Here is a 21,782-nt window from a genome sequence, read left to right on the forward strand (position 1 = left end):
TCCTCAAATGACGCAAACGAAAAGGCCCCCGCGAATGCGGAGGCCTTTTTTGATAGCGGAGCGCTTAAATCTAGTCGCTCAGATCCACAGGAACAGCGCCAGTACCGCCGCGAAGAATCCCCACTTCTGCAGGTAGTACAGCTTGCGGTTGCGCTTCTTCAGGGCCTTGCCCTGCAGGCGGATCTTGTACAGCGAGGCGAACGCGCGGTTGATGCCGCCGGTCTTGTCGCCCGCATCGTTGGGCGAGGCTGCCGCGGCCATCACGTTGCGGCTGAACCAGCGGTTGAAGGCCGTTACCCAGCCGTACTTCAGCGGTCGCTCGATGTCGCAGAAGAGGATCACCCGGTCATGCTCCGTGGTGTTCTCGGCGTAGTGGATGTAGGTCTCGTCGAACACCACCGCCTCGCCGTCACGCCAGTGGTAGCGCTCGCCGTCCACCTCGATGAAGCAGCCCGGGTCGTTCGGCGTCAGCAGGCCCAGGTGATAGCGCAGCGAGCCGGCGTAAGGGTCGCGGTGGCGCACCAGGCGCGAGCCCGGCGGCAGCTCGGCGAACATCGCGGCCTTCACCGACGGAATCTGCCGCAGCAGTTCGGTGGTCTTCGGGCACAGCGCATCGGCCGACGGATGGCTGTCGTCGTACCATTTCAGGTAGAAGCGCTTCCAGCCGGTCTTGAAGAAGGAATTGAAGCCGACGTCGTTGAGCTGGTCGGAGCGCTTGATGCTGCCGGCATCGCGCAGGTGCAGCGCTTCGCTGCGGATGGCTTCCCAGTTCTCGGTCAGCAGGCGCATTTCCGGGAACTGCTCGGTCGCCAGGTATGGGCGGCTGGGTACCTTGGAGAACAGGTACATCAGGCAGTTGATCGGCGCCAGGAAGCTGGAGTGGTCGCTCAGCTGGCGCGTGAACTTGTGGCGCACCCGTCCACGCAGGTGGACATAAACGATGCTCAGGCCGAAGGCGGCCAGGATGGCGGCTTTGATCATTCGGGGAGGTATCCGCTACTACAGACCGGGGATAGTACTCCTCCTGAACGTGAGTGAGTATTCTCCGAAGGCCAAAGGCCATGGTCTGCTTTACCCTGTAGGAAACTTGGAAGGACGGCGACACCAATGACCGAGAGCACGACGCGAATCCTGCTCAACTGCGACATGGGCGAAAGCTTCGGCGCCTGGCGCATGGGCGACGACACCCACGCCATGCCGCTGATCGACCAGGCCAACCTCGCTTGTGGCTACCACGCGGGCGACCCACTGACCATGCAGCGCACCGTGCGCCTGGCGGTGGAGCAGGGCGTCAGCATCGGTGCCCACCCGGCCTACCCGGACCTCGCCGGCTTCGGTCGCCGGCACATGAACTGCTCGCCCGAGGAAGTCCACGCCCTGGTGCTCTACCAGATCGGCGCGCTGGATGCCTTCTGCCGCGCCGCCGGCACCCAGGTGGCCTACGTGAAGCCCCACGGTGCGCTGTACAACGACCTGGTGCGCGACGACGCGCTGCTCTGCGCCGTGCTCGACGCCTGCGCCGCCTATCGCAAGCGCCTGCCGCTGATGGTGCTGGCCCTGGCCGACAACAGTCGCGAGCTGCAACTGGCCGACGTGGCAGATGTACCGCTGATGTTCGAAGCCTTCGCCGACCGCGCCTACCTGCCCGACGGCCAGCTCGCGCCGCGGCGCCTGGCCAATGCCGTACATCACGAGCCGCAACGCATTCTCGACCAGGCCCTGGCCATCGCCCGCGGCGAACCTTTCCCGGATATCGACGGCAACCCGCTGCGGCTGCGCGCCGACAGCCTCTGCGTGCACGGTGACAACCCCCAATCCCTGGCGGTGCTGCGGCGCCTGCGTGGCCTGCTGGACCAGGCATGATCCGTCTCGAGCCCTTCGGCGCCACGGCGCTGCTGATCACCCTGGCCGAACAGCCCGACGACACCTTGCCGCTGCGCATCGCTCGGCTGTCCGAACGCCTGCGCACCGAACTGGGCCCGGCGCTGACCGATTGCGTGGCGGGATGGACGACCTTGCTCCTTCACTACGACCTGCTGCGCGTGGACTTGCCGCAGTTGCAGCGCCAGGTGCAGGCCGCGCTGGCGCAGTGGCCAGGCGAGGCCGCGACCGGTGAAGTGGAGCGGCTGCATGAAATTGCCGTGTGGTACGCCGGTGAAGACCTCGCCGAGGTTGCCCTTCACTGCGGGCTCACGCCGACCCAGGTGATCGACCTGCACGCTGGTCGCGACTACCGCGTCGGCGCCATCGGCTTTGCCCCCGGCTTCGCCTACCTGGGCGAGTTGGACGAGCGCCTCGTCCTGCCGCGCCGGGCCACGCCGCGCACACGGGTTCCCGCCGGCAGCCTCGCCATTGCCGAGCGCCAGACAGCGGTTTATCCACAGGCCTCGCCCGGCGGCTGGCACCTGCTGGGACGCGCCGCGCAGCGTCTGTTCGATCCCTGCGCGACGCCTCCCTGCCCGCTGGCCGTGGGCGATCGGGTGCGCTTCGTACCCATCGACGAAGCTGCTTTTCGCGCTGCGGGCGGTGACGCATGAGCCTGACGGTCATCGCCTGCGGCCCGCTGTGCCTGCTGCAGGATGGTGGTCGCCAGGGCTGGCAGCGGCTCGGCATCTCTCCCGGCGGGCCTGTGGATAAACACGCCGCGGCCTGGGCCAATCGCCTGCTCGGCAACCCCTACGGCACAGCATTGTTGGAGATCGCACTGGGCGGCGTGGAGCTGGAGGCGCAGGACGATACCTGGCTGGCGCTGACCGGCGCCGAGCTGCCTGCACAACTCGATGGCGAACCGCTTCCCGCTTGGTCGCGTTTTCATGTTCGGGCCGGGCAGCGCCTCAAGCTCGGTTTCGCCCGTGCCGGACAGCGCGCCTATCTCTCTGCTGCCGGTGGTTTCCGTGCGGCACTGGTACTGGGTAGCGTTTCGACCCAGACGCGGGAAAGGCTCGGAGGTCTTGCCGGCAATGGCGAGACCCTGGCCGTGGGGGATGTGCTGGAATGCACCGCTGCAGGCGAGCATTTCTCCCGTGGCGCCGACGTGCCCTGGCCCTATCGGCCGGACTACCGCGAATGCCCGGTCCTGCGCGTTTTGCCTGGCCCGGATGCCTTCACCACCGAACAGCGCCGGGCTTTCTTCACTCAGCCCTGGCAGATCAGCCCGCAATCCGACCGCATGGGCGTGCGCCTGCGCGGCGAAGCCCTGGGCGCGCCCCGCCGGCAGTGGTCGTTGGGAGTAGTGGAGGGCGCCATCCAGGTGCCGCCGGACGGCCAGCCAATCATCCTGCTGGCCGACCGGCAGACCATGGGTGGCTACCCGCTGCTGGGCGTGCTGCACCCGCTGGACATCGGCCGCCTGGCGCAATGCCCGGCGCACAGCGAGGTGCGCGTTGTCGAGGCGAGCGTGGAACAGGCGCAGGCGGACCTGCGCGCGTTCCTGAGGTTTTTCGCTACTTAGGCAAGTGCCGTAACGGCAGGGGCGCCGACTCTTTCACCGTCTGGATGGCGAAGTTGCTGCGGATGTCGCTGACGCCCGGCAGCTTGAGCAGGGTGCCGGTGAGGAATTGCTCGTAGGCGCGCAGGTCCGGCAGCACCACCTGCAGGAGGAAGTCCGACTCGCCGCTGACCAGATGCACCGAGATGACCTCCGGCAAGTCGATCACCGCCTGGCGAAAGGCGGCAGCGCTGGTATCGCTGTGGCGCTCGACCTTCACGCCGACAAACACCGTCAAGCCCAGGCCGACTTCGTCGCGGCCCAGTTCGGCGTGGTAACCGCGGATCATCCCGGCCTCTTCGAGGATGCGCACGCGCCTCAGGCAGGGCGAAGGGGAGAGCCCGATTTCCTCGGCAAGCTGCACGTTGGTCAGGCGGCCGTCGCGCTGCAGGGCGGCGAGGATGCGGTGGTCGTAGGCGTCCAGTTTTGGGCTTGGCATGATTGGCTGATCAAGTGGCTTCAGAGTGGCAGAGTATGCCAATTGGCAGCTTTGTACTGGTGGAATACGCAAGCACCTGCTCCAAGCTTCAGGCATAGAATCCTTATCCACAATGTCTTCTTCGGAGTGGCTCCTGTGGATATCGGCGTCTTCCTGCTGGCCCTGGCGATGGTCTACCTGCTGCCCGGGCCGGACATGATTCTCCTGCTGCACACCGGTGCCCGCGAGGGCTGCAGCGCGGCATTGGCGACCGCGCTCGGCCTGGGCCTGGCGCGTGCCTGCCATGTGGCGCTGGCGGCGACCGGGCTGGCACTGCTGTTCCGCACGGCGCCGTGGACGTTCGATGCGGTGCGCATCGGCGGTGGCCTTTATCTGGCGTGGATTGGCTTGCAGTTGCTCCGAGCGCCGGTTGGCGTGCCGCTGGCGGAGGGGAGCGCCGGGTTATCCACAGTGAGCTACCGGCGGGCGTTTCGGCGTGGCCTGCTGACCAATCTGCTCAACCCCAAGGCGCTGTTGTTCTGTTCGGTGCTATTGCCGCAGTTCATTCATCCGCAGAACGGGCCGCTGGCACTGCAATTCGCGCTGCTGGGCGGTGTGCTGGTGGTGGTCGGGCTGGGCTTTGACAGCTTCTACGCCGTCAGCGGCGAGCGCATGGGCCGCTGGCTGGCGCGGCACAGGGCGATGCAGCGGGTGCAGCAGTGGGGCTTCGGCGGCATTCTGCTGGGCTTCGGCGTGCGCCTGGCGCTGATCCGTGATCTGTAGGGACAGTTTCGGTGCGGTGGTGAGCAAGTTGCAGAACAGCGCAAACGGCTCTTCGTGGGAGCGGGCGTGCTCGCGAACTGACTCCGCCGCTTGGCCTGTTCGCGAGCAAGCTCGCTCCTACAGGTCTTCTGGGAGGATTTTCCACAGCCGTGCCACGGACGGCTTCTGCGGATTGCGCGCGACCACCAGCAGGCCGAGTTCCTTGCCGCGCAACTCGCGCAGCAGCTGCGCGCCCTTGCGCTGTTGCAGGCTCTCGGCGAGATGCCCGAGGGCGATCGCCGCCGCGGCTGGGTGCGTGGCGACCGGCACGTAGCTGCCGCCGTCCATATCCAGCACCACATGCCTCTCGCCGGGTTCCGGAGTGGGGATATGCAGGCTGGCCTTGAGCAGTTGTGCCATGGCTTCGTCGCGTTGGGCAGCCGTCAGCTGTCCCGGTGGCAATGCCCGTTCCAGGGGAAAGAACTCGTCCCGGGGCTCGACTGTCGGTTTGACCTCGGCAGACGGCTGGGCAGGAGCCGTGGCACGAACCGACGCGGGCGGCGGCTTTGGCGCTGGCGAGGGCGGTGCGCTGAAGTCCAGTTCATCCTGGTCGAGCCCACTCCAGTCGATCTCGTCGAGATCGACGTCCCCCGGCGCCTTTTTCTTCGTCGTCGACGATTTCTTCCGTGATTTCACTGCCGCGCGCACGTCCATCCGCTGTTGCCGCTTCCACTTGTGCAACTGCACATTGGCGACGATGGCGGTGACGAGGATCAGCAGGAGGAAGAACAGCAGCATGTGGAGTGTGGCCCTGTGGATAACGGCCACTGCGGTGCGGGACGGTGGCGGGACGCCACCCTAGCGGGACGTTCTGGATCAGGCCGTAGGCCTGTTCCCGCTGCGCTGTAGGACGCAGCTGTATCCGAAAGAGGGCCGGCCTATGACCGGCCCGTTTCGCATCAGTTCAGGAACTGCTCGGCGTGATGACAGGCGACTTGTCGCTCATCCAGCAGCCGCAGCTCCGGTACCTCGGTCCTGCAGCGCTCGGTCGCGTAGGGGCAGCGCTTGTGGAAGGCGCAGCCGCTGGGCGGGTTGAGAGGGTTGGGGAGCTCGCCCTGGATCTTGATCTTCGGCTTGCTCGGGTCGGGGTGGATCGCCGGGGTGGCCGAGAGCAGCGCCTGGGTGTAGGGATGCAGCGGGCGCTCGTAGAGCTTGTCCGCCGGGCCCATTTCCGCCGGGCGGCCGAGGTACATCACCAGCACATCGTCAGCGACGTGGCGGACCACGGCGAGGTTGTGGGAGATGAACACGTAGGCGGTGCCGAACTCCTGCTGCAGGTCCATGAACAGGTTGAGCACCTGGGCCTGGATCGACACATCCAGCGCGGAGGTCGGTTCGTCCGCCACCAGCACCTTGGGCCGCAGCATCATGGCGCGGGCCAGCGCGATGCGCTGGCGCTGGCCGCCAGAGAACATGTGCGGGTAGCGCTGGTAGTGCTCGGGGCGCAGGCCGACCTGCTTCATCATCGCCTGCACGCGCTCGCGGCGCTCGGCGCGCGACAGATTGGTGTTGATCACCAGCGGCTCGGCCAGTTGGTCACCGATCTTCTGTCGTGGGTTGAGCGAGGCGTAGGGGTTCTGGAAGATCATCTGCACGTCGCGGCGCAACTGTTTGCGCTGCTCGTGGTTGGCGCCTTTCACTTCCTGGCCGGCGATCTGCAGCGAGCCGGAGGTGGGTTCTTCGATCAGGGTCAGCGCGCGGGCGAGCGTGGACTTGCCGCAGCCGGATTCGCCGACCACGGCCAGGGTCTTGCCGGCCTGCAGGTCGAAGGACACGCCGTTGAGCGCGCGGACCAGGGCGTGGGGCTTGAACAGGCCCTGGGAGATTTCGTAGTGACGGGTCAGGTCGCGGGCGGTCAGAACGGCGTTCATCGGGCCACCTCGGTGTTCAGGTTGAGCGGGTAGAAGCAGCGCACGGCGCCGCGCTCATGGGCTTCCAGCGCCGGGCGTACGCTGCGGCAGTTGTCCTGCACGTAGGGACAGCGTGGCGACAGCAGGCAGCCCTGAGGGCGATCGTATTTACCGGGAACGATGCCGGGCAGGGTAGCCAGGCGCTCTTCACCGGCACTGTGTTCCGGGATCGCCTTGAGCAGCGCTTCGGTATAGGGATGGGTCGGCAGGTCGAACAATGCCGGCACCTGGCCGATCTCCACCGCCTGGCCCGCGTACATCACGCAGACGCGCTGGGCGGTCTCGGCGACCACGGCGAGGTCGTGGGTGATCAGGATCAGCGCCATGCCCTGGTCGCGCTGCAGGTTCAGCAGCAGCTCCATGATCTGCGCCTGGATGGTCACGTCCAGCGCGGTGGTCGGCTCGTCGGCGATCAGCAGCTTGGGCTCGCCGGCAATCGCCATGGCGATCGCGACGCGCTGGCTCATGCCGCCGGACAACTGGTGCGGGTAGGCGTCCAGGCGTTGGGCGGCGCCGGGGATTTCCACCCGTTCGAGCAGCTCCAGGGCGCGCTGGCGAAGGGCCTTGCCGCGCAGGCCGAGGTGCAGTTTGAGCACTTCCTCGATCTGGTAGCCGACGGTGAAGCTGGGGTTGAGGGCTGTCATCGGGTCCTGGAAGACCATGGCGATGTCCTTGCCGACGATGCGCCGACGCTCGCGGCCTTTCAGACGCAGCATGTCGATGCCGTCGAATTGCATGGTGTCGGCGGTGATGATGCCGGGGGCGTCGATCAGGCCCATCAGGGCCATCATGGTCACCGACTTGCCGGAGCCGGATTCGCCGACGATGGCCAGGACTTCACCCTTGTCCACCGAGAGGTCGAGGCCATCCACTACCGGGATGGCATTGCGGTCGCCGAAGCGCACCGAAAGATTGCGCAGGTCGAGGAGGCTCATACGGCGGTCTCCATCAGGCTTTTGTTCTTCTTGTGGGAACGAGAGGGACGCTTCAGTCCTACGAAGAGCACGGGGGTATCCATCTGCATGCTCCTCACGCCGCATTCTTCAGCTTCGGGTCCAGCGCATCGCGCAGGCCGTCGCCCATCAGGTTGATCGCCAGCACGCTGAGCAGGATGGTCAGGCCGGGCAGCGAGACGACCCACCAGGCGCGCTCGATATAGTCGCGCGCGGAGGCCAGCATGGTGCCCCACTCGGGCGTCGGCGGTTGCACGCCCAGGCCGAGGAAGCCCAATGCGGCGGCGTCGAGGATCGCCGAGGAGAAGCTCAGGGTGGCCTGCACGATCAGCGGCGCCATGCAGTTGGGCAGCACGGTGACGAACATCAGGCGCAGGGTGCCGGCACCCGCCAGGCGCGAGGCGGTGACGTAGTCGCGGTTCAGTTCGCCCATGACCGCGGCGCGGGTCAGGCGCACGTAGGCCGGCAGCGAGACGATGGCGATGGCGATCACGGTATTGATCAGGCCCGGGCCGAGGATGGCGACGATGGCCACCGCCAGCAGCAGCGAGGGCAGCGCCAGCATGATGTCCATCAGGCGCATGATCACCGGGCCAAGGCGGGTCGGCGAGAAGCCGGCGAGCAGGCCGAGGAAGATGCCGGGGATCATCGAAACCAGTACTGAGGTCAGAGCGATCATCAGCGATAGACGTGCGCCGTAGATCAGCCGCGAGAGCAGGTCTCGGCCCACTTCGTCGGTGCCCAGCAGGAACTGCCACTGGCCGCTTTCGGCCCAGACCGGCGGTGTGAGGAAAAAGTTGCGGTACTGCTCGCTCGGGTCGTGGGGGGCGACCCACGGCGCGAACACTGCGCAGAACACGATGACCAGCATGAACAGCAGGCCGCCGACCGCGCCTTTGTTGCGCGAAAAGGCGTGCCAGAATTCTTTCAGCGGGGAGGGGTAGACCAGGCTCGGGTCGCTGGCGGGAGCTTTGGCAAGGGTACTCATGGCGTCGGCTCCTCAGCGTTGATGGCGGATACGGGGGTTGGCGAGTCCGTAGAGGATGTCCACCAGGAAGTTGACCAGGATCACCAGCGTCGCCACCAGCAGGATACCGTTCTGTACCACCGGGTAGTCGCGCGCTCCAATCGCCTCGATCAGCCATTTGCCGATGCCCGGCCAGGAGAAGATGGTCTCGGTCAGTACGGCGCCGGCCAGCAGAGTGCCGACCTGCAGGCCGAACACGGTGAGCACCGGGATCATCGCGTTGCGCAGGGCGTGCACGAACACCACGCGCGCTGGCGACAGACCCTTGGCGCGAGCCGTGCGCACATAGTCTTCGCGCAGCACTTCGAGCATCGAGGAGCGGGTCATCCGGGCGATCACCGCCAGCGGGATGGTGCCCAGCACGATGGCCGGCAGGATCAGGTGGCGCACGGCATCGATAAAGGCACCGTCTTCATCCGAGAGCAGGGTGTCGATGAGCATGAAGCCGGTTTTCGGCTCGATGTCGTAGAGCAGGTCGAGGCGCCCGGACACCGGCGTCCAGCCCAGGCTGACGGAGAACAGCATGATGAGGATCAGGCCCCACCAGAAGATCGGCATCGAGTAGCCGGCCAGGGAGATCGTCATCACCCCGTGGTCGAACAGCGAGCCGCGCTTGAGCGCGGCGACCACCCCGGCGAGCAGGCCGAAGGTGCCGGCGAACAACAGGGCCGCCAGGGACAGCTCCAGGGTCGCCGGGAACAGGGTGAGGAACTCGTGCCAGACACTCTCGCGGGTTTTCAGCGACTCGCCGAGATTGCCCTGGGCGAGGTTCCCGATGTAGTCGAGATACTGCTGGTAAAGCGGCTTGTCGAGGCCCAGGCGGTGCATGGCCTCGGCGTGCATCTGCGGGTCGACGCGGCGTTCACCCATCATCACTTCCACGGGGTCGCCCGGAATCAGGCGGATCAGCGCAAAGGTGAGCAGGGTGACGCCGAAGAAGGTCGGTATCAGTAGCCCGAAGCGCCGGGCAATGAAGGACAGCATTGTGGGGAGTTCTCCACATGGGATGGTCACGGTTGGGCCGCGTCATGGGCGGTCCGTTCTTGTCGACATCGACCCTTTTGAGGTCTGGTCCTTGTCGTTATGGTCCCGGCGAGCCCTGTAGCTGCACACGGGAAAAATTGTTCGAACCCAGCGGGCTCAGGGTAAAGCCTGTTACGCCAGGCCGCACCACGGCGAACTGCTTCGGGTAGGCCAGGGCGATCCACGGCGCCTCGCGCTGGTAGACCGCCAGCGCCTGGCGGTAGAGGTCCGCGCGGGTTTCCTGGTCGGTAATGGCGCGGGCCTTGCGCAGTAGTTCGTCGAACTCCGCGTTGCACCAGCCGGCCTGGTTCTCGCCGCTTTTCGCCGCCGCACAGGACAGGTTCGGCGTGAGGAAGTTGTCCGGGTCGCCATTGTCGCCGGCCCAGCCCATGAAGATCAGGTCGTGCTCGCCCTGCTTGGCACGCTTGATCAGCTCTCCCCATTCGAAGACGCGGATGTCCGCCTGGATGCCGATCCTGCCCAGGTCGTCCTGCAGCATCTGCGCGCCGATGCCGGGGTTGGGGTTGGTCGGGCCGCCGCCGGGGCGGGTCCAGATCGACAGTTTCAGGCCGGGCTTGATACCGGCTTCTTCCAGCAGTTGCCTGGCGCGCGCCGGGTCGTGGGGCCAGACCTTGAGCTGCGGATCGGAACCCCACAGTGTCGGCGGATAGGGCGCCACAGCCAGCGTTGCGGCGCCTTCGCCGAACTGTGCGCGCAGGTAGGCATCGCGGTCGAAGGCGAGATTGATCGCCTGGCGCACGCGCACATCGTCCAGCGGTTTGTGCCGGGTATTGATGCCGACGTAGGCGACCAGCAGGGAGTCCAGTTCCTCGACCTTGAGTTTCGGGTCCTGGCGCAGCGCGGGCACGTCGGTGGGCTTGGGGTAGACGGCTATCTGGCAGTCGCCGGCCTTGACCTTCTGGATGCGTACGTTCGGGTCGGGAGTGATCGCCAGCAGCAGGCGGTCGATCTTCGGCTTGCCGCCCCAGTAATCAGGGTTGGCGGTGAAGCGCACCTGAGCGTCCTTCTGGTAGCGCTGGAAGATGAAGGGGCCGGTGCCGATGGGCAGGTTGTTCAACTGGTCGGCCTTCTCGGCAGCCAGCAGCAGGTCACCGTACTCGGCGGAATAAATGGAGGCGAAACCCATCGCGAGGTCGGCGAGGAAGGGCGCCTCGGGATGCCTGAGGGTAAAGCGCACGTGGTAGTCGTCGAGCTTTTCCACCGCGCCGATCAGGCCGGGCAGGCCCATTGCCTCGGCATAGGGAAAGCCGCGCGGGGCCAGCCTGTTCCATGGGTGCTTCGGGTCGAGCTGGCGCTGGAAGCTCCAGAGCACATCGTCGGCGTTGAACCCGCGAGTCGGCGTGAAGTAGTCGGTGCTGTGGAATTTCACGCCCTGGCGCAGGGCGAAGGTGTACTGCAGTCCGTCGTCGCTTATCTCCCAGCTCTCTGCCAACGCAGGTACCACGCGGGTACTGCCGGGGGCGAACTGCACCAGGCGCTCGAAGACCGTCTCGGCGGAAGCATCGGCGGTGGTCGCGGCGGTGTACTGGGTGATGTCGAAGCCCTCGGGACTGGCCTCGGTGCAGACCACCAGGGGCTGGGCGAATGCCGAGGTGCAGCCGAGCAGGCTCGCCAGGATCATCCCGGAGAGCCGTTTGCGGAAATGGCTGGGCATGGGGCTGGCGGTCGGGGCTTTGGCCGCCGGCGGTTGCCGGCGGCCATTGGCCTTACTTGCCGACGCTGACGCCGTAGAACGAGTTCAGCGCGAACGGGCTGATCTTGAAATCCTGCACCGTCTTGCGCATCGGCTGGTACACGGTGGAGTGGGCGATCGGGGTGATCGGCACCTGCTCCTTGAGAATGTGCTGGGCCTGCTTGTACAGCTCGGTGCGCTTGGCCTGGTCCGGGGTGCGCTTGGCATCCTTGATCAGCTTGTCGTAGGCCGGGTCGCACCATTTGGAGAAGTTGTTGCCGTCCACGGCATCGCAGCCGTAGAGGGTGCCCAGCCAGTTGTCCGGGTCACCGTTGTCGCCGCTCCAGCCGATCAGCATGGCGTCGTGCTCGCCGCCCTTGGCGCGCTTGATGTACTCGCCCCACTCGTAGGTGACGATCTTCGCCTTGATGCCGACCTTGGCCCAGTCGGACTGCAGCATCTCGGCCATCAGCTTGGCGTTGGGGTTGTACGGGCGCTGCACCGGCATGGCCCACAGGGTGATCTCGGTGCCTTCGGCGACGCCGGCCTTCTTCAGCAGCTCCTTGGCCTTCTCCGGGTTGTAGCCGGCGTCCTTGATGCTGTCGTCGTAGGACCACTGGGTCGGCGGCATGCCGTTCACGGCGAGCTGGCCAGCGCCCTGGTAGACGGCGTCGATGATCGCCTTCTTGTTCACCGCCATGTCCAGCGCCTCGCGCACTTCGAGCTTGTCGAACGGCTTGTGCAGGACGTTGTAGGCGATGTAGCCGAGGTTGAAGCCCGGCTGAGACGGCATGTTCAGGTTCGGGTCCTTCTTTAGCGCCTCCAGGTCGGCCGGGCGCGGGAAGAGGGTGATCTGGCACTCGTTGGCCTTGAGCTTCTGCATACGCACCGAGGCGTCGGTGTTGATGGCGAAGATCAGGTTGTCGATCTTCACCTCACCCTTGTTCCAGTAGTCCGGGTTGGCCTTGAAGCGGATCATCGCGTCCTTCTGGTAGCGATTGAACACGAACGGGCCGGTGCCGATGGGCTTCTGGTTGATGTCGCTGGCCTTGCCCTGCTTGAGCAACTGGTCGGCGTATTCGGCGGACTGGATCGAGGCGAAGCTCATGGCGAGGTTCTGGATGAACGCCGCGTCAACTTCGTTGAGGGTGAACTTGACGGTCTTGTCGTCGACCTTCTCCACCTTGGCGATGTTCGCGTCCATGCCCATGTCGGTGAAGTAGGGGAATTCGGTCTGGTACGCCTTACGGAACGGATGGTTCTTGTCGAGCATGCGGTTGAAGGTGAACAGCACGTCGTCGGCGTTGAACTCGCGGGTCGGCTTGAAGTAGTCGGTGGTGTGGAACTTCACGCCGGAGCGCAGGTGGAAAGTGTAGGTCTTGCCGTCATCGGATACGTCCCACTTTTCCGCCAGGCCCGGGATGACCTGGGTGCCGCCGCGCTCGAACTGGGTGAGGCGGTTGAACACGGTTTCCGCCGAGGCATCGAAGTCGGTGCCGGTGGTGTACTGGCCGGGGTCGAAGCCCGCGGGGCTGCCTTCGGAGCAGTAGACCAGGTTGTTGGCGGCGTGGGCGAGCGGGGCGCTGGCGATCAGCCCAGCGGCAATCATGGCGCGGATGACGGCGTTCTTACGCATTGGGACCTCTGTTTATTCTGGTTGTCATCGAGGGGCAGCCTCGTGAGCTGCGTTGCGTGAAGCTATGCACGGCACATGCCGGGTGCAAGCGTCTAACCGGGATGAGTGTAGAAGTTGTGACGCGGGTGCAAGGGAATGTCGCAATTTCGACAATGGGAACCGTGCGGTCGAGCGGCGGCGCCCCGGTCCCCCAAGGCGCCGCGCTGGAAAAGGCCTTAGGTGTTACGGCATCTGCACCTCGATCGTGCCGTCGGCGCTGACGGTGACCTGGCTGGTGCCGGCTTCGATTTCCTGCGCCGGTGCCGAATCCATGGAGGCGAACTTGGCGGCGGCCATGCGCATCACCGGCATCGGCCGTGGCGCGCCGGAGGTGTTCAGGTTCAGGCTGACCAGCTTGTAGCCCTTGCCGCCGAGCGCGTCGGTGAGTACCTGGGCGCGGGCCTTGAAGGCATCCACGGCGCCCTTCATCATCGCGTCCTCGTTCTTCGCGCGAGTGGCGTCGGCGATGCTGAAGTCCATGCTGCCCATCTTCAACTTGCCCAGCAGGTCGGCGGTGAGTTGCGAGAGGGCGGCGAAGTCGGTGCTCTCCAGACGGATTTCCGCGCGCTCGCGCCAGGCCGTGATCTTCTGGCCCTTGTCGTCATACACCGGGTAGCTGTTGCGGCTGCCCAGGCTGACGGTCACGCCTTTCACCTTGCGTGCCTGCTCCACGGCTGCATTCAGCGCGGTGGTGGTCTCGCTGGCCAGCTTGGCCGGATCGCTGGCCTGGCCTTCGCTGAACAGGGTCACGTGCATCAGGTCGTGGGCAACTTCCTGGCTGACCTCGGCGCGCAGCGAAACCTGGTTGTAGCGAGGTTCGTCTGCCAGGGCTCCCAGGCTGGTGGCGCACAGGGCGATGGCGGCGGCGATGGCGGTGAAGGGTTTCTTCAGTACAGACATGGATGACTCCTTGCTCCAGAAAATGTCCCGGCCACAGCTTAGTAGAGCCAGTGGCGAGGACTGTCAGACCCTTTGACGAGGATTCGTTCCGATCCGGGTTATTGACGGATGTCACCAATTGTTTCGGTGCGAGGCGGCCGACGCGGGCCGCGCTGGAGTATGCTGTGGCGCTATGCCGCATAAAGGAGAGGGGGCTCTTGGCTATACTCGCGCAAATTCCGGAATTCACCATGCGCCCACCGGTTTTCCAGCTTTCCGCCAGTCGTCAGAACCTTCTGCATCTGACGCTCATCCGTATTCTCGTGCTTGCCGCCCAGGCCGGTTCGGTCGGGCTCGCCTACAAGGCCCAACTGATTCAACTGCCCTGGCTTGCGCTGGGCGTGACCCTCGGTGTCTCCCTTGTGCTCTGCCTGGGCACGGCGTTGCGCCTGCGCGGCCCGTGGCCGGTCACGGAGCTGGAGTACGCCGTCCAGCTCGCCTGCGACCTGGTCATCCACAGTGTGCTGCTGTACTACTCCGGTGGTTCGAGCAACCCCTTCGTCTCTTATTACCTGGTGCCGCTGACCATCGCCGCCGCGACCCTGCCATGGCTCTACACCATCGCCCTGGCAGGCTTGGCGCTGGCCAGCTACACGGTGCTGCTGGTGTGGTTCCACCCGCTGGAGATGGCTGCGGGACAACGCGACAACCTCCTTATCTATGGCATGTGGCTGAGCTTCGCCCTGGCCGCCGCACTGATCACCTTCTTCGTCGCCCGCATGTCCGAGTCGCTGCGCCGCCAGGAGCAGTTGCAGGCGCAGCGTCGCGAGGAAGGCATGCGTGACCAGCAACTGCTGGCCGTGGCCACCCAGGCCGCCGGCGCCGCCCATGAACTGGGCACGCCGCTGGCGACCATGAGCGTACTGCTCAAGGAATTGCGCCAGACCAATGCGGACCAGCCGATGTTGCAGGAAGATCTCGCCCTGCTGCAGGAGCAGGTCAAGCTTTGCAAGACCACCCTGCAGCACCTGGTACGCGCCGCCGAAGCGGATCGTCGCCAGGCGGTGGAAGAGCAGGGCGCCAACGAGTGGGTCGAAGCGGTGCTGCGGCGCTGGCATTTGATGCGCCCGGAGGCGAGCTATCGCTACCAGACGCTCGGCAAGGGCAAGGCACCGCGGATGACTCCGCCGACCGACCTGAGCCAGGCGCTGCTGAACCTGCTCAATAATGCGACGGACGCCTGCCCGGACGACCTGGATATCCGCCTGGACTGGGATGCCGGGGAAATCTGCCTGAGCATCCGCGACCAGGGCCCGGGCGTGCCGCTGGCGATTGCCGAACAGCTCGGCAAGCCGTTCTTCACCACCAAGGGCAAGGGGTTCGGCCTGGGATTGTTCCTGAGCCAGGCCAGCGTGACCCGCGCAGGTGGAACGGTGAAGTTGTATAACCATGAAGATGGCGGCACTCTGACCGAGTTGCGTCTGCCCAGAAGCTATGGCGTGGCCTGATCGCCGCGCCCGCGAGGAAGTACCATGAGCGAAGAGATCCTGTTCGAAGGCGAAGAGCAGCCCCACCTGCTGCTGGTGGACGACGATGCCACCTTTACCCGCGTCATGGCCCGCGCCATGGCCCGTCGCGGGTTGCGGGTGTCGGTCGCCGGCTCCGCCGAGGAAGGCCTGGCCATGGCCAAGGACGATCTGCCCGACTACGCCGTGCTGGACCTGAAGATGGACGGCGACTCCGGCCTGGTGCTGCTGCCTAAGCTGCTTGAGCTCGACGCCGAGATGCGCGTAGTGATCCTCACTGGCTATTCCAGCATCGCCACCGCGGTGGAAGCCATCAAGCGCGGCGCCACCAACTACCTGTGCAAACCGGCCGACGCCGACGATGTGCTCACTGCACTGCTGTCGCAGCACGCCGACCTGGAGACCCTGGTGCCGGAAAACCCCATGTCGGTCGACCGCCTGCAGTGGGAACATATCCAGCGCGTGCTTGCCGAACATGACGGCAACATCTCCGCGACCGCCCGAGCGCTGGGTATGCACCGGCGCACATTGCAACGTAAGCTGCAGAAGCGCCCGGTGAGGCGTTAAGCGATCGATAACACAAAGGAGCGCCAATGAGCGCTCCTTTTTTGTATGTACAGCCGTGCGAGCCCATTCCATGACCGACAGCGCCGAGTACCGCGCCGCGAACGATGCCGTTCGCAGCCGCTTCTTCCACCGAGTCTGGCACCTCACCGCGCCTTACTGGCGCAGCGAAGAGAAGGGCATGGCCTGGTTGCTGCTGATCGTGGTCATCGCCCTCTCGCTGGTGGGTGTGGCCGTCTCGGTCTGGCTCAACAGCTGGTACCGTGACTTCTACAACGCCCTGCAGAACAAGGATGTCGACTCCTTCATCCGGCTGGTCCTGTACTTCTGCGGCATTGCCGCCGCCGCGATCCTGATCGCCGTCTACCGCCTCTACCTGACCCAGATGCTGACCATCCGCTGGCGCCGCTGGCTGACGGAGAAGCACTTCGCCGCCTGGCTGGGCGACAAGAACTATTACCGCCTCGAGCAGCGCGGCCATACCGACAACCCCGACCAGCGCCTGACCGAAGACCTCAACAACTTCACCGATACCACCCTGACCCTGGGTCTTGGCCTGATCCGCAACGTCGTCAGCCTGGTGTCCTTCTCGGTCATCCTCTGGGGCGTTTCCGGCAGCATCGAAATCCTCGGCATCACCATTCCCGGCTACATGTTCTGGGCAGCGCTGCTCTACGCGGCGGTTGGCAGCTGGCTGACGCACCTGATCGCGCGCCGCCTGATCACCCTGAACAACCAGCAACAGCGCTTCGAGGCGGATCTGCGTTTCGGCCTGGTCCGGGTGCGCGAGAATGCCGAGAGCATCGCCCTGTACAACGGCGAGGCCAACGAGAACGAACGGCTGATGACGCGCTTCCGCAATGTCTGGGGCAACTTCTGGGAGCTGATGAAGGTGCAGAAGCGCTTGACCTTCTTCAGCTCCGGCTATGCCCAGATCGCCATCATCTTCCCCCTGGTGGTCGCCGCCCCGCGTTATTTCGCCGGCAAGATCCAACTCGGCGAGCTCATGCAGATCAACTCCGCCTTCGGCAACGTGCAGGACGGCCTGAGCTGGTTCATCGATGCGTACGCCAGCCTCGCCAATTGGCGCGCCACCTGCGACCGTCTGCTGAGCTTCCGCGGAGCCATGGCCGACATCGCCCAGGAGTCGGCGAACATCGACGTGCGCAAGTCCGGCGACTTGCTGCAACTGCAGAACCTTACCCTGAGCCTGGGCAACGGTCGCGAGCTGCTGCAGCCCACCAGCCTGGCGATCAACAACGGGGAGCACGTACTGATCGGTGGCCCGTCCGGCGGTGGCAAGAGCACCCTGCTGCGCGCCATGAGCGGCCTGTGGCGCTACGGCAGCGGCGTTGTGCAGATGCCTGAGGCGCGCAGTCTGTTCGTCCCGCAGAAACCCTACCTGCCCATCGGCACCCTCGCCGAGGCGCTCTGCTATCCGGAGCAGGGCGATCGTCACGATCCCGAGCAACTGAAACAGGTGCTGCACCTGTGCCGCCTGGATTCGCTGGTGCCGCGCCTGGGTGAAGCCGACCATTGGCAGCGTGTGCTGTCTCCGGGCGAGCAGCAGCGTCTGGCCATCGCCCGTGCACTGCTTTATGCGCCGCAGTGGTTATTCCTCGACGAGGCGACTTCCGCACTGGACGAAACCGACGAAGCTGCGCTCTACCAGGTGCTGCTGGACCAATTGCCAGGCGTCACCCTGGTCAGCATTGGCCACCGTCTCAGCCTGAAACGATTCCACCCGCGCCAGCTGCGCCTGGAAGACCATCGATTGCAGGAGATCGAGGCTGTTCTGCCGGTGTAGTGGCAGTTTGATTCACTGGGATACTGTGAAGGTGTTAGTGGGAAACATCTGAAAGTCTTCTCAGATGGGATGATTTCTTCTTATTTATTTACATTTTTCAGTGTTTCGCCGCTGCGAAGCTTTCAATAACAGGTACCCTGTGCAGCCCGGTCCGACCAGGATCGGGTTTCAAAAGATTCAACGGTACCTCCCATGAGCTTCCTTTCACCAACTCGGCAGGCATTGACCCGTTCGGACCTGCAGCTGATCGATCGGCGCCGGTTCCTGCTGGTGGCCGGCTGCACGGCGCTGCTATTCGCTGTGGTGGCCTTCGTGGTCGGTGTCTGGGTGGGCCGGACCAACGTCGAGCCGGTGCCGATGCCCGTCGTCGCGAGCGCACCCGCCCCCTCGGAAGATGATTCCGCCGAGCGTTTCGCAGCGGAGCGGATAGGGGAGCTGGCCGGTCGCCTGCAAGTGCTGGAGAAAGACGCCACTTACCTGCTCAAGGCCGTCGACAGCCACGAGGAAATCGCGCGCAAACTGTCCAAGGTCGACCCTGATCTCGCGCCAAAGCCCCAGGCGCCGACCACCAAGGGCAAAGGCGGCATCCTGCTGCCACCGCGCCCTTGTGCAGAACCGCTGCCCGCTTCCGACGTCGATCTGGAGCGGAGCGAGCGCTCGGCAAAATGCCTGCGCCGGGTATTCGACCTGTTGATGGACCAGGTGGCGCGGCGCAACGCCGACTTCATGGCCATTCCCGCCCGTCGCCCGATGGAGCAGGCGCGCCTGGGGTCGCCTTTCGGCAACCGGCTCGACCCCTTCAATCACCACCTGGCGTTCCACTCTGGCCAGGACTTCTCGGCGCCGACCGGCAGCCCGATCCATGCGGCCGCTGGTGGACGCGTCATCGTCGCAGGGCCGAATCCCTCCTATGGCAATCGCGTGGAGATTGACCATGGCAATGGCCTGGTCACGCGCTATGCCCACGCCTCGAAACTGCTGGTGAAAGTGGGCGACGTAGTGCTGCCGGGGCAGGAAATTGCCAAGGTGGGTTCCACCGGCCGCTCCACGGGGCCGCACCTGCATTTCGAAGTGCTTTACCACGGCGAATTCGTCGACCCACAGAACTTCCTCTCTCTGGGAGGCATGGAGATCGATAGCGATGGTATGGCCTCGGACTAGGAAGCCCTCCACCCGCGACCTGCTGCGCGCCGAGCACCGCCCCCATGTTCCTCGTGGTTCCGCGGCGTTGGGCCGCGCGGCCTTGCTCCTGGTTCTCTTGCTGGCAGCGGCGCTGGCGGGCGTCTGGTTGATGCGCCACCAGGGTGAGGTGGCGGGCCGTGTACAGGCTGATGAACTCCAGGCGCTGCGTGTGCAGGTCGAGCAGTTGACCGCCGAACTGGAGGACAAACGCCTGCAGGGCGACGAGGACCGCGCCAATCGAGAACAGCTGATGCAGCGCATCGATTCGATGTCCGCCGAAATCAAGAAACTCAAGACTGAGCTGGCCTTCTACCGCCAGCAGAAACCTGGCAAGTAGTACGCGCGAGGAATTGCGATGTTCAGCAACAGCAAGAAGAAAGGCCCGCAGGTGTCGGTGGACAAGTTCTCCAGCCTGCTCTCGGGCAACGTCGATCTGGTCGGCGATATGCAGTTCCAGGATGGCCTGAAGATTCTCGGTACCGTGAAAGGCAATGTCTGCCACAAGCCCGGAGCCGCCAGCCTGCTGGCGCTCAGTGCGGAAGGTCGGATCGAGGGGAATGTCAGCAGTTACGACGCGCTGATCGATGGGACCATCATTGGTGACCTGTATGTCGAACACCTGCTGGAGCTGCACTCCAATGCACGCGTGGTCGGCAATATCCAGTATCGCCAGTTGAGCATGGAGAACGGCGCCACCGTGGACGGCAAGCTGACTCGCCTGGCCGAAGGCGAGTCGCCCAAACCGCTGGAACTGCCGGCGCCGCTCTGGGGCGAAGCGACCGACGCGCAGGTGTGATTCATCCTGTGGGGCGGGTACATAGCTTGCTATGATTCTGCCCCCGTCGCCCTGATGCTTGCTTCCCATGCTTGCCCTGCTGCTCCAGACCTTCGCCATCACCGCCCCGGTCTTCGCCATGCTGTTCCTGGGCGTGCTGTTGCGCCGCGTCGGGGCGATCAATCCGGAATTCATCCAGACCGCCTCGGCACTGGTGTTCAACGCCACCATGCCGGCGATGCTGTTCCTCGGCATCTACCACTCCGACCTGCACAGCGCAGCACGCCCCGAGGTACTGCTGTACTTTTGCGCGGCGACCCTGGTGGGCTTCCTGCTGGCCTGGGGTTGGGCGTCCTGGCGAGTGCCGCGTGCCGAGCGCGGCGTCTACGTGCAGGGCTCGTTCCGCGGCAACAACGGCATCATCGGTCTGGCGCTGGCCACCAGCCTCTATGGTGACCATGGCCTGGCGCTCGGCTCAGTCCTCGCAGCCCTGGTGATCCTCTGCTACAACACGCTGTCCTCAGTGGTGCTGGCGATCTACAGCCCGAGCATGAAGTCCGACCCGCTGAGCATCGCCCGCAACGTCATCTGTAATCCGCTGATCATCAGTGTGCTGGCCGCGCTGCCGTTTTCCTGGTTCGGTATCGGCCTGCCGACGTGGCTGCTGACCTCGGCCGACTACTTTGCCCAGATGACCCTGCCGCTGGCGTTGGTGTGCATCGGCGGAACCCTGTCGCTGGCTTCCCTGCGTGAGAGTGGTGGCCTGGCGATCAGCGCGAGCCTGATGAAGATGATCTGGCTGCCGCTGATCTGCACCACTGCAGCCTGGTTGCTGGGGTTCCGCGGCGCAGAACTGGGCGTGCTCTTCCTCTATTTCGCCAGCCCCACGGCGGCGGCCAGCTATGTCATGGCCCGTGCGGCGAATGGCAACCACGAACTGGCGGCGTCGATCATCGTCATCACCACCCTGGTGGCGGCGCTGACCACCAACGTCGGCATCTTCGTCCTGCAATGGGGCGGCTGGATGTGACTCGGTGGAAGGCGAGACTCTTCCAATCGGGGTGCGCCAAAAGCCAATCGGTTTGTAGGAAATTTCTGAAAGATCGTCCTGCGTCGCACGGTCATGCGAAGGTCGTTCCGCACGTCGACAAGACCGGTTACATTTGGCTCCCCCGCTATGCACGATCAAGGAATGTTCATGCAGCTCACGCGTCGGATGGTTCGTGCCGTCTTTGTTCTGTCAGCCAGTCTCCTGGCTGCGACGGTCGCTGCCGCGCCGGGTGCGGACCTTTCCAGCCCCACTGCCGGCTGGCGTTATTCCGGCCTGACCGATGATCCCAGCGTGCCTCGCGTGGCCTATCCCACGCCTCCCATCGACCGTGGCGGTGTTCGTGGCCGCAGCCTGATCGAAGGACACCTGCGCGAAGTCTCCGGCGTCGATCGTGCCCAGCGCCTGGTGGTCAACGGCAATCCGCTCCCGCTCTACACCGACGCCGAAGGCAAGTTCGTGCGCCCCTACAACTTCGGCGCCGGTAGCAACAGCGTCGCGGTCAGCAGTGACCAGGGCAAATCCCTCAAGCGCGTGCAGTTCTATGAAGCCAACAACGCTCGCATCCCGCCGCGCATCCGCCTGGCACTGGGCTGGAACGACCCCAAGGCCGAACTCGACCTGCATATCGTCACGCCCGACGGCCAGCATGCCTTCTGGGCCAACCCGCGCCTGAGCAACGGCGGGGGCCTGGACCCCGACGGGGTCGACGGCCCAGGCCCGGAAATGTTCACCATGGCCGCGCCGCTACACGGCACCTACCTGGTCTATGTGAACTACTGGGGCAACTACAGCGCCAGCCAGGGATACAACTTCCAGGAAGGCAATCATGAGCAGGACGTGATCACCGCCGAGATCAACCTGGTGTTCAACGAAAATACCGTCAACGAGAAGCGCGAGACCTTCGTGGTGCCCATGCGCACCATCGGTGATCTGGTGCTGGTGAAGACCTTCAATTACTGAATTCGCCCCTCGCAGGGATGACACGGGACA

The 21,782-nt window shown here is 65.0% G+C and carries 22 protein-coding genes; 12 read left to right on the forward strand and 10 right to left on the reverse strand.

The features are described from left to right. Nucleotides 1-78 precede the first annotated feature (78 nt). Entirely contained in the window at nucleotides 79-978 is a 900-nt protein-coding gene (lpxO, locus tag LDJ84_RS05500) for a lipid A hydroxylase LpxO (RefSeq protein ID WP_089285829.1), read from the reverse strand. A gap of 129 nt (nucleotides 979-1,107) precedes the next feature. On the opposite strand from lpxO, the gene LDJ84_RS05505 reads away from it, so the two are divergent. The 3 genes from LDJ84_RS05505 to LDJ84_RS05515 are packed head-to-tail and all read left to right on the forward strand — an operon-like array spanning nucleotide 1,108 to nucleotide 3,451. After that, nucleotides 1,108-1,863, forward strand: a complete 756-nt coding sequence (locus tag LDJ84_RS05505) for a 5-oxoprolinase subunit PxpA (protein WP_226046054.1) — start codon at nucleotides 1,108-1,110, stop codon at nucleotides 1,861-1,863. Continuing rightward, nucleotides 1,860-2,537, forward strand: coding sequence for a 5-oxoprolinase subunit PxpB (pxpB, locus tag LDJ84_RS05510; protein WP_226046055.1), 678 nt, complete (start codon nucleotides 1,860-1,862; stop codon nucleotides 2,535-2,537). The genes LDJ84_RS05505 and pxpB overlap by 4 nt, the downstream gene beginning before the upstream one ends. Then, entirely contained in the window at nucleotides 2,534-3,451 is a 918-nt protein-coding gene (locus LDJ84_RS05515; protein ID WP_226046056.1) for a biotin-dependent carboxyltransferase family protein, read from the forward strand. The genes pxpB and LDJ84_RS05515 overlap by 4 nt, the downstream gene beginning before the upstream one ends. Here the strand turns inward: LDJ84_RS05515 and LDJ84_RS05520 are convergent. Then, complete coding sequence (locus tag LDJ84_RS05520) at nucleotides 3,444-3,926, reverse strand: Lrp/AsnC family transcriptional regulator (protein WP_017517556.1); 483 nt, start codon at nucleotides 3,924-3,926, stop codon at nucleotides 3,444-3,446. The two genes, LDJ84_RS05515 and LDJ84_RS05520, sit on opposite strands and share 8 nt — an antisense overlap. Nucleotides 3,927-4,061: 135 nt before the next feature. Here LDJ84_RS05520 and LDJ84_RS05525 point away from each other — a divergent pair, with 135 nt between their 5' ends. Next, nucleotides 4,062-4,688, forward strand: coding sequence for a LysE family translocator (locus tag LDJ84_RS05525; protein WP_226046057.1), 627 nt, complete (start codon nucleotides 4,062-4,064; stop codon nucleotides 4,686-4,688). Nucleotides 4,689-4,805: 117 nt separating this feature from the next. Here the strand turns inward: LDJ84_RS05525 and LDJ84_RS05530 are convergent, their stop codons facing one another. The 8 genes from LDJ84_RS05530 to LDJ84_RS05565 all read right to left on the reverse strand — a co-directional run bounded on the left by LDJ84_RS05530 (nucleotide 4,806) and on the right by LDJ84_RS05565 (nucleotide 13,908). Next, nucleotides 4,806-5,465 carry a hypothetical protein gene (locus tag LDJ84_RS05530; protein ID WP_226046058.1) on the reverse strand — a complete coding sequence of 220 codons (660 nt, stop codon included), beginning with the start codon at nucleotides 5,463-5,465 and terminating at the stop codon, nucleotides 4,806-4,808. A 161-nt stretch (nucleotides 5,466-5,626) separates the two neighbouring features. Then, the gene (locus tag LDJ84_RS05535; protein ID WP_226046059.1) at nucleotides 5,627-6,598 is read right to left on the reverse strand and encodes a peptide ABC transporter ATP-binding protein; all 972 of its coding nucleotides are present in this window, start codon (nucleotides 6,596-6,598) and stop codon (nucleotides 5,627-5,629) included. Beyond that, complete coding sequence (locus LDJ84_RS05540) at nucleotides 6,595-7,572, reverse strand: ABC transporter ATP-binding protein (protein ID WP_024765909.1); 978 nt, start codon at nucleotides 7,570-7,572, stop codon at nucleotides 6,595-6,597. The genes LDJ84_RS05535 and LDJ84_RS05540 overlap by 4 nt, the downstream gene beginning before the upstream one ends. Nucleotides 7,573-7,666: 94 nt before the next feature. After that, on the reverse strand, nucleotides 7,667-8,578 hold the full coding sequence (locus LDJ84_RS05545; RefSeq protein ID WP_024765910.1) for an ABC transporter permease subunit: 912 nt from the start codon (nucleotides 8,576-8,578) through the stop codon (nucleotides 7,667-7,669). Nucleotides 8,579-8,590: 12 nt separating this feature from the next. Beyond that, nucleotides 8,591-9,601 carry an ABC transporter permease subunit gene (locus LDJ84_RS05550; protein ID WP_024765911.1) on the reverse strand — a complete coding sequence of 337 codons (1,011 nt, stop codon included), beginning with the start codon at nucleotides 9,599-9,601 and terminating at the stop codon, nucleotides 8,591-8,593. 97 nt (nucleotides 9,602-9,698) lie between these two features. Beyond that, nucleotides 9,699-11,315: an ABC transporter substrate-binding protein gene (locus LDJ84_RS05555; RefSeq protein ID WP_024765912.1), complete on the reverse strand. Its 1,617-nt coding sequence runs from the start codon at nucleotides 11,313-11,315 to the stop codon at nucleotides 9,699-9,701. 52 nt (nucleotides 11,316-11,367) lie between these two features. Further along, on the reverse strand, nucleotides 11,368-12,969 hold the full coding sequence (locus LDJ84_RS05560) for an ABC transporter substrate-binding protein (RefSeq protein WP_024765913.1): 1,602 nt from the start codon (nucleotides 12,967-12,969) through the stop codon (nucleotides 11,368-11,370). 222 nt (nucleotides 12,970-13,191) lie between these two features. Continuing rightward, entirely contained in the window at nucleotides 13,192-13,908 is a 717-nt protein-coding gene (locus LDJ84_RS05565) for an SIMPL domain-containing protein (protein WP_024765914.1), read from the reverse strand. A gap of 230 nt (nucleotides 13,909-14,138) precedes the next feature. On the opposite strand from LDJ84_RS05565, the gene LDJ84_RS05570 reads away from it, so the two are divergent. The 8 genes from LDJ84_RS05570 to LDJ84_RS05605 all read left to right on the forward strand — a co-directional run bounded on the left by LDJ84_RS05570 (nucleotide 14,139) and on the right by LDJ84_RS05605 (nucleotide 21,752). Then, the gene (locus LDJ84_RS05570; protein WP_024765915.1) at nucleotides 14,139-15,395 is read left to right on the forward strand and encodes an ATP-binding protein; all 1,257 of its coding nucleotides are present in this window, start codon (nucleotides 14,139-14,141) and stop codon (nucleotides 15,393-15,395) included. 24 nt (nucleotides 15,396-15,419) lie between these two features. Beyond that, the gene (locus LDJ84_RS05575; RefSeq protein ID WP_037013643.1) at nucleotides 15,420-15,980 is read left to right on the forward strand and encodes a response regulator transcription factor; all 561 of its coding nucleotides are present in this window, start codon (nucleotides 15,420-15,422) and stop codon (nucleotides 15,978-15,980) included. A gap of 70 nt (nucleotides 15,981-16,050) precedes the next feature. After that, nucleotides 16,051-17,784 carry an ABC transporter ATP-binding protein/permease gene (locus LDJ84_RS05580; protein ID WP_024765916.1) on the forward strand — a complete coding sequence of 578 codons (1,734 nt, stop codon included), beginning with the start codon at nucleotides 16,051-16,053 and terminating at the stop codon, nucleotides 17,782-17,784. A 192-nt stretch (nucleotides 17,785-17,976) separates the two neighbouring features. Continuing rightward, on the forward strand, nucleotides 17,977-18,945 hold the full coding sequence (locus tag LDJ84_RS05585; RefSeq protein ID WP_024765917.1) for a M23 family metallopeptidase: 969 nt from the start codon (nucleotides 17,977-17,979) through the stop codon (nucleotides 18,943-18,945). A gap of 82 nt (nucleotides 18,946-19,027) precedes the next feature. Beyond that, nucleotides 19,028-19,303, forward strand: coding sequence for a hypothetical protein (locus tag LDJ84_RS05590; RefSeq protein WP_051445686.1), 276 nt, complete (start codon nucleotides 19,028-19,030; stop codon nucleotides 19,301-19,303). Nucleotides 19,304-19,321: 18 nt separating this feature from the next. Beyond that, complete coding sequence (locus LDJ84_RS05595; protein WP_024765919.1) at nucleotides 19,322-19,762, forward strand: bactofilin family protein; 441 nt, start codon at nucleotides 19,322-19,324, stop codon at nucleotides 19,760-19,762. A gap of 67 nt (nucleotides 19,763-19,829) precedes the next feature. Next, nucleotides 19,830-20,771, forward strand: a complete 942-nt coding sequence (locus tag LDJ84_RS05600) for an AEC family transporter (protein WP_038803235.1) — start codon at nucleotides 19,830-19,832, stop codon at nucleotides 20,769-20,771. Between the two features lie 186 nt (nucleotides 20,772-20,957). Next, nucleotides 20,958-21,752: a YfaP family protein gene (locus LDJ84_RS05605; protein ID WP_037007438.1), complete on the forward strand. Its 795-nt coding sequence runs from the start codon at nucleotides 20,958-20,960 to the stop codon at nucleotides 21,750-21,752. The last annotated feature ends 30 nt before the right edge of the window (nucleotides 21,753-21,782 follow it).

Source organism: Pseudomonas sp. HS-18 (assembly GCF_020401845.1).
GTDB lineage: Bacteria > Pseudomonadota > Gammaproteobacteria > Pseudomonadales > Pseudomonadaceae > Pseudomonas > Pseudomonas nitroreducens.